Below are 15134 nucleotides of genomic sequence, written 5' to 3' on the forward strand. Positions count from 1 at the left end.
ATTGATACTAGCCCAGCCATTCATGGCTGGGTGGTTGTAAGGTACCAAACCGTAAGTCCCGCTCAGGGACGACTGAATCCCCAGGTGAACCACGAGATTATTCTCAGCCGTCCCGAACGGGACTTTTCCGTTGATTTTGTTCCATGCACCCCAGCATTCCATGCTGGGCTAAATGCAATCATCCCTACGGGATTGATTTTTGTTAATCCGCAGAATGCGGATGATTGATACTAGCCCAGCCATTCATGGCTGGGTGGTTGTAAGGTACCAAACCGTAAGTCCCGCTCAGGGACGACTGAACCCCCGATAAACCACGAGACTATTCCCAGCCGTCCCACACGGGACTATGATTTGGTTTTGTTCCATTCACCCCAGCATTCCATGCTGGGGTAAATGCAATCGCCCCATTCGGGGCTCACCACCATCTATCAATCCTCTTTCCCAGCATTCTATACTCGGTTAAATCCTTACATCCCTACGGGATTGTCTCTCGTGAGTTTAATTTTATATTTGGGTTAACTTATTTTCCGAAACTGTATATCTTGCGTGCTTGGTTCGAACGGAATCGCGATGGATGCAACTCTTCCGGATTTGCGCAATACAAAGCTTACCCGATACTTTTCGCCACCGGATATCTGCTCAACCATTTTAAACTTATCTTTCTCGAGATGAATCAACCGAAACCGCGCGCGATTATAACTAAGATTGAGTTTCCCATTCTCGACCGTGATAACCACCTTCCCATACGCCGGATGTTTATATACCCCCGAATAGTCGGATAACGATAACGATGGTTTGCTTCCCGGTTTATGCGCAAACTCTTTCCTCTGTTTCAGCCGCAGGTCGCGTTCATCTTTTTTCGCTTCAAGTTTTTTCCGTTGATTCCAATCAATGGGTTCCAACCCTAACATCCGGTCATAGAAATAGAGCGGGATAATCGGGTCGAGCGGCGACATCCCGATATTAGTTGTCATAACGATACCGAGATTCCGTTCCGGCATAAACGAAATATGCGAACTGAACCCGACGAGATTCCCGCTATGTCGAACCAACCGTTCCCCACGATACGATTCAATCATCCAACCGAGCCCAGTGCAATTGTTTAACCGTTCCGGATAAGAATATATCGGCGGATTGATAAACTGTGGAGTATGCAGTTCTGCAAGATTCTTTTTGGAAATAAGCTGTTGGCCACCAATTTTACCCTGATTTAACTGGAAAATTATCCAATGACATAAATCTGCGATGGTTGATACCATCCCACCAGCGGGCGCTACCGCACCAATCAACTGCGATATTCCAACATCTTTCAACCAACCACGTATCCTCGGATAAACCCGGTTCCCGACCTTCTGATAACTCACTGCAAATTCCGGGTCATCCTGGAGTTGGTCGGTATAGAAACAGGTATGATGCATTCCGAGCGGTATAAATATCCGCTCGCAGATAAACTGTTCATAGTTCATCCCGCAAACTTCTTCTATTAGCACTCCAGCGAGAATATACATCAGGTTATTGTACTGATATTTATTCCTGAAATCATACGGGTTATGTTCATCTCCGGTTTTGCTCGGTTCGAGATACTTCAGTCGCTGCGCGATTTCTTTCCGTGAGAGCGGGTTATTGAACCAGACATAATCATGCCGAGGTAACCCGCTCCGATGACATAACAAATCACGAACCGTTAATCGTTCGGTCATAACCGGGTCATACATCCGAAACCACGGTAGATATTTCCGCACCGGAGTATCCCAATCCAATTTCTGTTCATCAACGAGGATACCGACCGCAGTTGCAGTGAACGATTTCGTGCACGAAGCGACCATAAATTTCGTCTGCTCGGTTACCGGCAGATTCCGAGCGATATCACGCACCCCATACGACCGCTGATATACGATGCGGTTCCCCTGAACGATTCCGAGCCCAACTCCTGGCGCTAACCATTCTTTCCGCATCCGGTTAACGAACCGGTCGAATTCTTTACATAACGTTTTGTTTATAAATTTCATAATGCAAAAACCTTCACTGCAAAGATGCCAAGAAATAAAATCCTGTTCATTCTACCACAAACCAATAGTTCCTGAAAATATTTCGTCGTTCCTGCCACCCTATTCTTCCACTCGGGAGACTGGCGTTGAACCAGTGTGGGTTAAAGGCACACTGGTTCAACTACGATATTGATAGGCTAAGATGGTAATAACGCAAGTAGATTTAGGTGGATAGCCCCGAGTTTTAACTCGGGGACTTAAGAATATAAAATTATGCGGGTTTTAACCCAAGTTGAGCAAAATATTTTAGGCTAAATCCCTCAGAGGTGGAGGAGATAATTTCATTCTCCCTATCTAACAAGATAGGGTTATTCAAGATATTCAGTATCAATTCCAGTTTGCTGAGAGCAACCGCAGCGTCAAGCTCTACCTTCTGTTTCCTGATTTCATTCGGGATGCTTTGCAGTGCGCAAGCAAGCTTGCTGGCGCTTTCTCGTTCGGGAGCTTGCTCCCGAACGAATAACCTATACAGACTCCGAAGTAAGCTTCGGTACAAGCATAGCGGTAGCGAGCTACCGCAGTCCAAAGTTAATTTTCTTTTGTTATAGCAGAGATAAAGCAATCGAACTGAAATCGTTTATGAAAATCTGAATTGTAGTCAAAAACAATACTCAACAGTAATCAGTTGAACGTTCAACTCTTTTCTGGAGTATCAGATGCAGGTTGACCTGATACATCGGATTTCGTGCGCAGATGCGGTTGAAAACATATACCCGGCTCTAAACAAGGGCTACGTAACATTTCGTATCGGTCACTCCGTATCTCGGTAATGATTCGTTCGATTTCATCGCGTGGAACCGCATACGCTGATAATACCCGGGTGAATATCTCTATTGAAGTTTCATAATCTTCCGCAACGACTTCATTCGCTCCGATAGCGTATAACTGTTCCATCTGATGCAGATATTGCGTTCGGGCGATAATATATGCGGTCGGATTCAACCGATGCGCAAGTTCGGTAACCCGCACCGCAGCAATCGGGTCGTTAATCGTTATCGCAACGACCATTGCGGTATCAATATCCGCATGATGAAGGACGGCTTCTTGCGTCGCATCACCGAAATATATCGGTTCATTATTCGCTTGTTCCGTTCGAACTGTTTCCGGATTCAACTCGATGACAATATACGGGATACCAAACGATTTCGCTGCCCGAGCGACATTCCGTCCGTTAATACCAAACCCGATGATAATCAAATGGTCTCGCAGTTTATTTTTTCGCGGTGCCGGTATCGGGAATAGACCGGCATGCAAGAGTTTCGGTAATGGGAATCGTGACATACGCTCAGCAAATTTCGGCGCTGCATAGAGGATCAGCGGGGTTGCCATCATCGTTAAAATGGTTGCAGAAAGAAACATTTGGTTGGTAGTTTCGGAAATTAACCCATAGGAAATTCCAACTTGCGAAAGGATGAATGAGAATTCGCCTATTTGACATAACGCTAACCCGACGAGAATCGCGGTACGTAACGGAAACCCTAATACCAACGCACTTGCGCCCATAATGACCGCTTTCAAAACCAAGATAGCTATTGCAATTACAATAATCAATCCCGGATGCTGGATAACATATCCGAGGTTGAGCAGCATGCCGATAGAAACGAAGAAAATGCTGAGAAAAGTATCCCGGAACGGAATGATATTGCCGATCGCCTGCTGGCTATATTCCGATTCGGAAATAATCAATCCGGCTAAAAACGCACCTAATGCTAATGATAACCCTACCTGAGAAGTTATCCACGCTACAGCTAAACATATCGCAATGATGCTTAATAGAAACAATTCCCGACTCCGGGTTTTAGCGATTTGAAATAGCAGCCACGGTACAATCCATTTTGCGCTCACGAGCGTTGTCAGAATAATGCCAATAGTTTTTAGAACTAAAATAACCAGTTCTTTTCCAAACGCAATCGTATTCCCAGCAATAAACGGTGTAACTAATATCATCGGAACAACGATAATATCTTGGAAAATCAGGATTGATAAAGCTATCTGACCATGAGGAGTATCAATTTGCGCTTTCTCTTGCAGGAGTTTGAGAACGATTGCCGTGCTACTTAACGATATCAAAAACCCGATAAACAGCGCTTGCTGAACCGTATATCCGAATAGTTTGAGAATCGTTAACGTCGCTAAAATAGTATAGGAAACTTGCAGGATTCCGCCTATTACCGCAATCTTTTTAATCTGCCATAAATTGCGTAACGAAAATTCAATACCGATTGTAAACAGCAGGAAGATAACGCCGATATCCGCTAATATTTCTACTTCAGGTACCGCTTTAATCAGACCGAGTCCATAGGGACCTACGAACATCCCGGTAACTAAAAACCCGATAATACTCGGAATACGAAACCGGAAACAAAATAAGAAAATAACGATGGAAAGACTAAAAATAACTAGAATATCTTTGATAATCTGCAGTTCCATATTAAATTATCTAATTAGTATCCTATACAAATGATAACTGTTCACCTGCTTCAGCCGAGGTTGAGTTCATGGTTGGAATCCCTTCCATCAGGTTTAACCCTCGGCTCAAAATGGTTTACATCAGCGCTTCTCGAGACCGAATAAATTCTGTAATCGCTTAATTTCTTACAATATTCATCAAATTCGCCTGATGATTCGCTAATATATATTGTACAGTATCATTAATCCGTTGTCGAAAACTTTTGCTACCATTTCTAACCCGGGTTTCGTAACTCGTTCTATCGAATAACTCTGAATCCCATAATTCGCGGAAATAATCCAAAGTATGTTGTTGCGTCAGATATTCACCGCCGGAACCGAATTCGTTAATAACCGCTGTCGCTAGATGTTCAGAATCAGCGGTAACTCCTTGCAGGATGCGGTTCAGCAAGCTGATAATCTCGCTGGTCATAAGAATCAAGTCGAACGAGGTAGTCATTCCGCTCTCTAAACATCCGATACCGTGAATCAGATTCGCGCCGCCTAACAACTGGAACGTGCAGGAGACGCAGCGGTTATTGCCGCTTGTTCGTCCGGTAGTTTAGAATCTGTTGCGGCTGCCATACTCCACAACGGATGACGTTGACCGGTGAACGGGTCGAGGATATTCGGGCAATCAGTTCCGTTGCCGTAATAGGTATTGAACCCGGATAACCGCATAGCCGGTTCTCCGTCTCGGGTATAGATTAGGATTCCTTTCGGCGTAGTAGCGAGCGATTGTTCAACTAATGTAGTAGAGATATACACGCGCGTTCCGTCAATTTTCGTACAGCATCTGCTAGAATTTTGATAGTTTTTTCTTCAAAGATACTGATTCCGGTTTTTGCAAGAACATCCAGCGCTGCGGAAAAGAACTTCCCGCAGGATTCGGGTGGTAGTATGGTAAATATGGATGGAACATAATGGTATTATTATATTATTAATTGTTCACGCCTTAATTTACCTTATGGAGTTCAGCCGTCCCGAAAAGGGACTATCATTTTGTTTTGTTCCTTTGTGCCCCAGTATTGCATACTGGGCTAAGTTCAGCCATCCCTACGGGATTGATTGAATTCTCGCATTCCATCTCCCCAGCATTCTATGCTGGGCTAAATGCAATCGCCCTTGCAGGGCTTGTATAATGCTTTTTGTTAATCCCGTAGGGATGATTGAAATTAGCCCAGCCATTTATGGCTGGGAAACTATTAGGGAAACCACAACCATAAATCCCGCTTAAGGGACGACTGAACTTCACCCATCTTCCTTCCGGTTGAAATCAAACAACATTTTTAAGATATTGCACGAAATTAATAGTAAATGATAAACTGTATAGCTAATTTTAAGCTAGTAGTTTATCGTTTTTTTTATGATAATTTTGTTTTTATGGTAAAAGGAGTTATATATGCCTCGGCGGGATGATATCAAAAAAGTGATGATAATCGGGTCAGGGCCGATTGTTATCGGGCAAGCGTGTGAATTCGACTATTCCGGTACGCAGGCGTGTAAAGCGTTACGCAAACTCGGGTATGAAATTGTTCTGGTTAACTCGAATCCGGCAACGATTATGACCGACCCCGGAATGGCAGATAAAACCTATATCGAACCGTTAAATGTTGAAACGTTAACCGAAATTATTGCAAAAGAACGGCCGGATGCGATTCTGCCGAATCTCGGCGGGCAGACCGGGCTGAATTTGTCTTCAGCGTTAGCGAACGCTGGTGTACTCGATAAATATGGAGTTAAAGTTATTGGAGTCGAACTGGATGCGATTAAACGCGGGGAAGACCGGATCGAGTTTAAACAGACAATGCAACGACTCGGGTTAGATATTCCGAGAAGTGCGCCAGCGGTTAGTGTTGAAGAAGCGGAACGGATTGTAGCTGAACTCGGGTATCCAGTCGTTATTCGACCGGCATATACGTTAGGGGGTACCGGCGGCGGGTTGGTATATAATTTAGAAGAGTTACGAACCGTAGTTAGTCGCGGGTTATCCGCAAGTATGATTGGCCAGGTCTTGGTTGAAGAATCGGTGCTCGGTTGGGAAGAACTGGAACTGGAAGTTGTTCGCGATGCGAAAAACCAGATGATTACCGTTTGTTTCATCGAGAACGTTGATGCGATGGGCGTGCATACCGGCGATTCATATTGTGTCGCGCCGATGTTAACCATTGCGCCGGAACTGCAAGCGAAACTGCAGGAGTATTCCTATCGAATCGTTGAAGCGATAAAAGTTATCGGCGGAACGAATATCCAGTTTGCGCATAATCCAGAAACAGGGCGCGTGGTTGTTATTGAAATCAATCCGCGAACTTCGCGGTCATCTGCGCTCGCTTCGAAAGCGACCGGATTCCCGATTGCTATGGTCTCATCGATGCTCGCTGCGGGAGTTACGCTCGATGAAATCCCGTATTGGAAAGAAGGAACATTAGAGAAATATCAACCGTCTGGCGATTATATCGTCGTGAAATTTGCGCGCTGGGCGTTTGAAAAGTTTAAAGGAATTGAAGATAAACTGGGTACGCAAATGCGGGCTGTCGGTGAAGTGATGGCAATCGGTAAAAATTATAAAGAAGCGTTCCAGAAATCTATTCGGTCACTCGAAATCAAACGCTACGGACTCGGGTTTGCAAAAGATTTTAATAAGAAATCGTTAGACGAACTGCTTTCGATGTTAAGTTATCCGACTAGTGAACGGCAGTTCATTATGTATGAAGCCTTGCGGAAAGGCGCATCGGTTGAAACGTTGTATAAGAAAACGTATATTAAACCGTGGTTTATCCAGCAGATGAAAGAACTGGTCGAGTTGGAAGAGAAAATTCTACAGTTTAAAAATCGAGAATTACCTGATGAACTGTTAATTCAGGCGAAAAAAGATGGGTTTGCGGATAAATATCTCGCGCAACTGTTGAATACATCGGAACCTGAAATTCGTAACCGCCGGATTAAACTCGGGCTACAGGAAGCATGGGATGCGGTGCCGGTGAGCGGGGTTGAGAACGCAGCGTATTATTATTCAACGTATAACGCGCCGGATACCGTCGAATCGAGTAATAAACGGAAAATCATGATACTCGGTGGCGGACCGAACCGTATCGGGCAAGGGATAGAGTTCGATTACTGCTGTGTCCATTGCGCATTTGCGCTTCGCGATGAAGGAATTGAATCGATTATGGTCAACTGCAATCCGGAAACAGTTTCAACGGATTATGATACGGCTAACAAACTCTATTTCGAGCCATTAACTGTTGAAGATGTTCTGAGTATATATCATAAAGAGAAACCGGAAGGGGTGATTATCCAGTTCGGCGGACAGACCCCGTTGAATCTGGCGAATGATTTAGCGCAAGCTGGCGTTAAAATTCTTGGAACTTCTCCGGAAAGCATTGATATCGCAGAAGACCGAAAACGGTTCAGCGAAATTATCCGCAAACTCGGTATTCCACAACCTGATTCCGGTACTGCTACCAGCGTGCAGGAAGCGTTACGCGTTGCTGACCGGCTCGGATATCCGCTAATCGTCCGTCCCTCATTTGTTCTCGGCGGGCGTGGGATGGAAATTGTCCATGATGAAGAAATGTTACGGGAATATGTCACCGCAGCGGTTGATGTTACGCCGGAACGACCAATTCTAATAGATAAATTTCTCGAAAATGCGCTTGAAGTTGAAGTAGATGCGATTAGCGACGGAACCGATGTCCTTATTCCGAGCATTATGGAACATGTTGAACTTGCTGGGATTCATTCCGGGGATTCCGCTTGTGTTATTCCACCGGTAAGTATCTCACCGGAACATATTCAAACAATTAAAGAATATACTACAAAAATTGCACTTGAACTCCATGTTGTCGGCTTGATGAATATCCAGTATGCGATTGCGGATAATAAAGTTTATATTCTGGAAGCGAACCCGCGCGCTTCGCGAACTGTTCCGTTAGTTTCGAAAGTATGTAATATTTCGATGGCACGAATCGCTACCCAGCTGATTATCGGCAAAAAAATAGCTGAACTCGGTTTGCAAGAGCGACATATCCCGCATTTCGGCGTGAAAGAAGCGGTGTTTCCGTTCAATATGTTTCCGGAAGTCGACCCGATACTTGGACCGGAAATGCGCTCTACCGGAGAAGTGCTTGGGTTAGCGGATTCGTTTCCGTTAGCCTATTTTAAATCGCAAGAAGCTGCTGGTCAGAAGTTGCCGGAACAAGGAACTGTTCTCATCACCATCGCTGACCGTGATAAAAAATATTTATACGAGATAGCAGCAGCGTTCCATAACCTCGGATTTAAAATTCTCTCAACTAAAGGAACGCAAGCGTATCTTATGCAGCATAATATCCCGGCAAAACCGATTCTGAAATTGCACGAAGGGAGACCGAACATCGTTGATGCGATTAAAAATGGTGAAATCCAGCTGGTGATTAATACTCCAGCAGGGAAATTGAGTGAATTTGATGATTCGTATATTCGGAAAACGGCGATAAAATATAAAATCCCGTATATTACGACGTTAGCTGGTGCGCTCGCTGCCGCGAAGGGAATCGAAGCGGTTCGTAAAGGACATAGTAAGGTTAAAAGTTTGCAGGAATACCACGCCGGGATAAAGTAGAAATCTCATGTATTGAAAGCCCGTTCGTAATCAAGCTTGATAAATCAATCTTCTTCTTCTACCCAGTCACGCGATACTACGGCATAAACTCTAGTCGATGGTTGCAAAGCTTCAGTTGAGATTAGAAAATTTTAGCTTGATAAATGAATAACTCCTATTTTTAGATAGAGGAAAAACATCAATACATCTTTGATAGCTTTAGCGCAGGGTTCAATCTTATGGGTTAAAACCTAAAATTACCATATTACTTTGATACCCCGAGCTAAAGCTCGAGGCTAACCAAATATTTAGGGAAACCGTAGGGTCAAAACAAACGATTCCCATTTCTTTTTAAACGCATCCATATCAGGTTCATCGAGAACTTGTTTCAAGGTGTTATACCCCGTCGGGTCGGATTTCATATTCTTGGCAAACTCATGATAGAATTTAACGAGTAGCCCTTTCTCTTGCAGATAATAACAGAGATATCGCGCTTGCGCATAGTTATCGTTATACTTTCCTTTATCATTCCGGTTATAGAATGTATCATCATCCATTGCAGTTAATGTCTCAAATGAAATAACCTCTCCATTTCGAATCGCTTGGTGCAATCCGTTCAATCGCCAGTTGGTAAGTCCGACGATATGCCCGTTTCGTTCCGCAGATTGCTCATATAACGATGCCAACCCTTCATTAAACCACGGCGGACATTTCGGCAAATTCGCTCGCATAAACGGATGGATAAGTTCATGCACTAATGTTCCCCCACCGGTAGCAACGTTCATAATTAGCGAATTATCCTTTGCGGAATAATAGCCGAACGGAGTCGTTGGAGTATCATTAAACAACTCTTTAGCATACTTAATATAACTATCATTATCTTTAAATAGCCAGATGTCAATAATCTTGTTCGGGTCTTGCTTAAAATAATCCTGTTTGAGTTTATCCACTGCCCAGCGCACGACGTCAATCGCCCAATATCGAACTCGTTCCGGCGATTCATTTCCAATAACTACAAACGGCGGTTCTGTAACCACGGTGAATCCATCAGGAATCTTCGCGTTTAATTGTTTAAGATGTTCATATAATGTGGGATTAATACTAACTTCAGCCTTTCCAATAGGAATCATTAAACAATAAAAGATTGCAAGAACTACTATTATAAATCGCATAGGTATTCCTATCGAGCTGTTCCGCCGTATTGAGTATCACTGGCTTTCCGGTAGTATCAATTTTAACTATAACAACATCTCTAACAGGAGAACAGCCTGCGCTACGTCAATATAATCGAAAATAATCGCCAGCGTCATTCAAGTAGGATATGTAAGATATTATCTAAAAATGTTGGATTTTTCGTTAAATCCCCGTGACTTTCGCTAATGAAAATCTTATATTCAGATGGCATCCGAATAGATGGTGCTGCTCGAATACCCATTAAACTTTCTTTCGTCACCGTTCCATCACCTAACCCATACATTTGTTTCATTAGCTTCCGATTCGATACGCGATATATGGTTTGATATCCGGTAGGGGTAGATTTAATCATCGCCCGTTGTAAAGTCGGGATACAATCTGAACCGAAAAGAATATATGTTACCAACTGTTTCTCCTGATGTACGTCTCCTGACCATAACGCTTGATGGAATCGGTTCGCCCGAGTTAATGCTGTATTTAAAAACTGTCGCTGGGTAGCTAGACATTCAGCGTATTCTTGTTCACCGCGCTGTTTTCCATGTCGTTTGATAAATTTCCGGTAGATGTTCTGCTGTATCGTCGGGTGGAATACCGACCATTGATATTTCTCCCAATTCGCTGGGGCATATATATTGATGGCGATCGGATTCCCTTGACTATCAATGAAAATCTGGTCATCCTGATATGGTAATAAGGCATATAATGATAACATCGTAAACGTTGTTTCCGGCGGTATCTTGCCGATGAACGGTAGCCATAATCCTTGGTCGAGCCGATGGAACGCTTCGAGTGACCCAGCGTTCGGTGTTCCGAGCATAATTACTTTATTGATATTCTTGGCGCCGGCATACGTCGGTTCTGGTACCGGGTCTTGAGCTAAAACATCTGCGGTACCGAATTTAATATAATATCGTGCGATTAATCCGCCTAGACTATGACAGACAAGGTTCACTTTCAGGTTTGGGTTCCCAGAACGCTGTTTAACCTGTTCAATCAGTGCGCCGAGCTGTTGCGCCGCTACAACCGGGTCTTTTCGCCAGTCGTATGAAAACGCAAACGCATCGGTATCTTTCGTAAATCCGCCTGCTTTCATTGCGACTGTCCGAACTTTATTATAGACTTCAATTTCAACTAATCCGGGGAATAAAGTATATTTATCCAGGATACCTGCCGGAACGAGATTATCACTGCCGGTAACCAAGTTCACCGCTTGAAACGGCGCATTTACCGGTAGCGCTATTAGACGGGATACCCCCATACTGAACCTACCCCAAACCAGTTTATTCGTAGATTGGTCTTTCAGAATCGAACCCATTATCCCTGGAATGAAGATGACCGGATATTGTTTCGGCTGATTCCGTTTATCGGCATAAATATCCATCAGGGTTCGTTCGTTTACCTGATGAACAGTCGCACAGCCGGAAATTATGAGTATGATAAAGATACCGAGTTGTATAACTATCGGAAACCAGAATTTATTTTTGCGCATAAGAGTAACCAATTCAATTTACCATTGAGCATATAGAGAACTACAAAATAATCGTTTTTTCCGGATATGCTCGAAGTTTTCTATGGTTAGGTTCTGTTGTGAATATAATTGCCAGATTTTTTCTATTTTCGTCGGAGTAGCGCTGGAATGAAATAAGTTTGCAATGAATATTATAGAATTATATCCTTCCGCAGCTATAACCTGCGATACAATATGGACGCTGGTTGTTTCGGTATACGCCGGATAGATCGATAAGCTATTCAGATAATCACGATACTCCCGATTATAACTGGTTATCGCTGCGACAACTATTCGGAGACTGGTTCTTGATTGGAATAGCGCTGCATTTTCCCCAGCATATCTCCACGGAGAATATTGGTTGAAATACGCTTCGTTATTTCCGAAAATCTCTCGTGCGGTATCCGGTAATAAAGTAGTCAACGTTGACCATGGGAATAATGCTGCGTCGTAGAGTATAGCGCCGTTAAATAAATTCGGGAATTTAGTGATATATAACGCTGCACCGAATCCGCCCATCGACCACCCTTGCACAATCCGATATTTCCGCTGCGCTATCGTTCGATACGTTGAATCGATATGCGGGATAAGTTCGTAGATAACGTTGGTTTCTGCAGGTTTAGTTGAATCGATACTATCCGCCCAGAAGGTATATCCATAGCTATTCGGGTAAACGATGATTACCGAACCGATAACTCCGGAATCGCGCGCGTATTCAAACGGTTCTGCGATCGTAATATTATGGCTGCTGGGAGTATCCCCTAGTCCATTAAGATGATAAATGACTGGATATCGTTCGGTACTTGTTGCATATCCTTCTGGTAGATAGATGTTATAGAGAACTGTTTTCTGGCTCAGGTGACCGATGAAACTATGCGATTCGATGGTTCCTTTCAGACTCTGTGCAAGACATACGGTTCCTGATAGAACAGAACATAGCACCGATAAGATAAAAAACAACGGTATTCCTGTTCGGATGTGCGTTGTAAAATATTTACGTATCACATTTCTTATTATAATTTACAACAAGCAGTTTTAGATAATAGGCAAGTATCGTTCGCGGTAGCAAAACCGGTTTTCCGGTTAAAAAAAGGATATCCCAAGCTAATCCAGCTGAATAACCGAAACAATCTAAAACAATAATACTAATATCTGGGGATTCACATCGTGCGAGTAATACATCAAATTCTGCTTCCTGGTCTAATGGATTAAATGGAATAAACAGCAGTTGCACTCCAAGCGGCGCCCATTTCTTCTGCATAGATTTGGTTTGTATCTCTAGCGGATAAATAATGGCTACAGTTCGGTTCTGGTGGAATTTATTCACCGTATTGTGCAGAATCGTTTTAGACGCAACTAAAAGTCTATGTGGAGTTAACCCGGTAAACTCTTCAGTACAAAGTAGTCCAATCAATGTAACCTCATGCTGTTCTAATCGCGCTATCGCTTGATTGAGAAAGGGAACAATATTATTTTTCCCAATGATAACCGGAGCCCCATCATTCAATCGGGTAAATAACGGAATTTCGGATTCGTTCGGCCGTAATCGTTCTATTTCTTTCGGAGCAAGACCATCTAATGCGCCTGCTTGGATAATTTCGATAGTATTCCCGAGAATCAACCGCATCTCTGAAACAATATCTTCTCGCGGCGATTGACCGATAGTCACCAATCCGATTTTAACTGTTTCTACTTTTTTCATAACCAAAACATTTGTTTAGCTTAATAACGCAGGAACGGTTATCGTCGCGCCTGCTGTTATTCCTGTGCAATTACAAATCGGGTAAAGAAATGCTCTGCCCTTATAGCAGTTAACAAGCAAAAACGCTAAATTCGGCTGATCATATCCCAGATTCGGGATAACAGATTTTTATCTTTAACTCCGGAACCGAGAATCAAATATTTTTTCGGAACCGATATCAGATATATTTCCATCCCTTCTTTCAGTTCCGCGCTAATCAGCGGTAGTCCGGTATCAGCCGAGAAGGTTATAATCAAATCCGGAAATGCCGCAAACCGTTTCCCTTCGGCATCAAGTGCCATATATTCGTTCCAAAACGGAATATGCAGTATCAGGTTTCCAACTTCCAATTCGAATTTGCCTACATCTAGTCCATCCATGGTTTTCAGAATAACAGATTTAATTTTTCCTTTAACCATCATTTCTTCCGGAAGATTATAGAAATCAAGTAGAACACGAACGCGTCGTTCCGGGCAATCTGCCGGTTGCGAAACAAACCGATTCCCGAGTTCAATCGCTCGCTGGATCGCGCCCGGTGCACCGTTATATTTAACATACTGCGCTGGAACCGGATTCCGCGCTACCGCTACCAGTCCGCCAGCTTGTATTGCGGATTCCAGCACCTGGGTTGCGGTCTGCTCAACGGTTCCCTGAAAAAACGATTCAACCCGATTTTTACCGTACCCACCAACAGCAGTCTGCGCGGTCAGATACCCTTTCTGACAATGCAATCGCATCGAACCCATTAATCCGAGCGGATGCGCTCTACCGTTAGCAGGCGCATCAATAACCGGAATATTGAATACTACGGATTGCAACCAGCCGTTAACGATACCGAACGCACCGAGTTCGCTGGAAATCAGCCCGCTGATTTTCAACCCAGTTTTTTCGAGGAATAATTCTACTGCACGAAGATAATCTTCCGGCTGGAGCCTGATTTCTTTCCCCGCAGAGGGAGAACCAACCGCAGAAACGGTTATCAGTATAGCATCGTTAGGCACGTCGTCAATAGATAAGATGTGGTTGAATCCTTTTTCAATTGCGCGTTGGGCAAGTTTTCTTCCATCTTCAATCCATCCACCGCCACCACCACCGAATATCGCTCCACCGATCAGTACGGATTCAAGGTTAGATTTATCTATTTTCAACATAATCTTTACCACGAATTAACCCAAATTTTGTTTGAAAAACGATCCCTCGCTTGCTTGCGTAAGCATGATATTGTATCGATGAAAATCCGTTACTCTTGATGACACTTTAGCCCTCTATCTGAAGATAAGAATGAATCAGTTCAGCGGATGAAATAGCCCCGAATTTGCGTTCGGAGAATAAATGCATAAACAAATCCCTTGATAAAGAAAAACGCCGATGGTAAAACTTGGGTTTAACATCGATCCATCGTTTCCGTTTCAAAAACTGAAAAATGGTAGAACGAAATATCAGAAGAACATTGTTTTCTTCTCTTGTTTCGTATCATAATAATATTATCTAACTCACCGCATTTTTTCGACCTGAACTTTAGCTCAGGGCTAGTATCCTGTAGGGGTAGGTATCTCTAGAGAATATAGCGCAAAAAGGTTGGTTTAGCAAGTTACGAAAGCTTGACGCGGGTTA

General features: G+C 43.5%; 11 protein-coding genes. 2 read left to right on the top strand and 9 right to left on the bottom strand.

Translation table 11 applies throughout. From position 1 onward, the window contains the following. Nucleotides 1-228, top strand: a 228-nt coding sequence (locus tag N3A72_10465) for a hypothetical protein (GenBank protein ID MCX7920006.1), incomplete at its 5' end; no start/stop codon positions are given. Between the two features lie 287 nt (nt 229-515). Here N3A72_10465 and N3A72_10470 read toward each other — a convergent pair. The 4 genes from N3A72_10470 to N3A72_10485 all read right to left on the bottom strand — a co-directional run bounded on the left by N3A72_10470 (nt 516) and on the right by N3A72_10485 (nt 5264). Beyond that, nucleotides 516-2009 (bottom strand): serine hydrolase, encoded by a 1494-nt coding sequence (locus N3A72_10470; protein MCX7920007.1) that lies wholly within the window; start codon nt 2007-2009, stop codon nt 516-518. Between the two features lie 672 nt (nt 2010-2681). Next, nucleotides 2682-4478, bottom strand: a complete 1797-nt coding sequence (locus N3A72_10475) for a cation:proton antiporter (protein ID MCX7920008.1) — start codon at nt 4476-4478, stop codon at nt 2682-2684. Nucleotides 4479-4635: 157 nt separating this feature from the next. Continuing rightward, nucleotides 4636-5007, bottom strand: a complete 372-nt coding sequence (locus N3A72_10480) for a trimethylamine methyltransferase family protein (protein MCX7920009.1) — start codon at nt 5005-5007, stop codon at nt 4636-4638. After that, complete coding sequence (locus tag N3A72_10485; GenBank protein MCX7920010.1) at nt 5001-5264, bottom strand: hypothetical protein; 264 nt, start codon at nt 5262-5264, stop codon at nt 5001-5003. The genes N3A72_10480 and N3A72_10485 overlap by 7 nt, the downstream gene beginning before the upstream one ends. 634 nt (nt 5265-5898) lie before the next feature. On the opposite strand from N3A72_10485, the gene carB reads away from it, so the two are divergent. Then, nucleotides 5899-9099 carry a carbamoyl-phosphate synthase large subunit gene (gene carB, locus N3A72_10490; protein ID MCX7920011.1) on the top strand — a complete coding sequence of 1067 codons (3201 nt, stop codon included), beginning with the start codon at nt 5899-5901 and terminating at the stop codon, nt 9097-9099. A 287-nt stretch (nt 9100-9386) separates the two neighbouring features. Here the strand turns inward: carB and N3A72_10495 are convergent, their stop codons facing one another. The 5 genes from N3A72_10495 to N3A72_10515 all read right to left on the bottom strand — a co-directional run bounded on the left by N3A72_10495 (nt 9387) and on the right by N3A72_10515 (nt 14671). Next, the gene (locus N3A72_10495; protein MCX7920012.1) at nt 9387-10250 is read right to left on the bottom strand and encodes a DUF1570 domain-containing protein; all 864 of its coding nucleotides are present in this window, start codon (nt 10248-10250) and stop codon (nt 9387-9389) included. Nucleotides 10251-10384: 134 nt separating this feature from the next. Continuing rightward, nucleotides 10385-11761, bottom strand: a complete 1377-nt coding sequence (locus N3A72_10500; GenBank protein ID MCX7920013.1) for a hypothetical protein — start codon at nt 11759-11761, stop codon at nt 10385-10387. 18 nt (nt 11762-11779) lie between these two features. After that, nucleotides 11780-12784, bottom strand: coding sequence for an esterase family protein (locus tag N3A72_10505; protein ID MCX7920014.1), 1005 nt, complete (start codon nt 12782-12784; stop codon nt 11780-11782). Next, entirely contained in the window at nt 12774-13481 is a 708-nt protein-coding gene (locus tag N3A72_10510; GenBank protein ID MCX7920015.1) for an AroM family protein, read from the bottom strand. The genes N3A72_10505 and N3A72_10510 overlap by 11 nt, the downstream gene beginning before the upstream one ends. A 125-nt stretch (nt 13482-13606) precedes the next feature. Next, nucleotides 13607-14671: a DUF917 family protein gene (locus N3A72_10515; protein ID MCX7920016.1), complete on the bottom strand. Its 1065-nt coding sequence runs from the start codon at nt 14669-14671 to the stop codon at nt 13607-13609. Between the last annotated feature and the right edge of the window lie 463 nt (nt 14672-15134).

The organism is bacterium, assembly GCA_026416715.1.
Taxonomy (GTDB): domain Bacteria; phylum UBP4; class UBA4092; order JAOAEQ01; family JAOAEQ01; genus JAOAEQ01.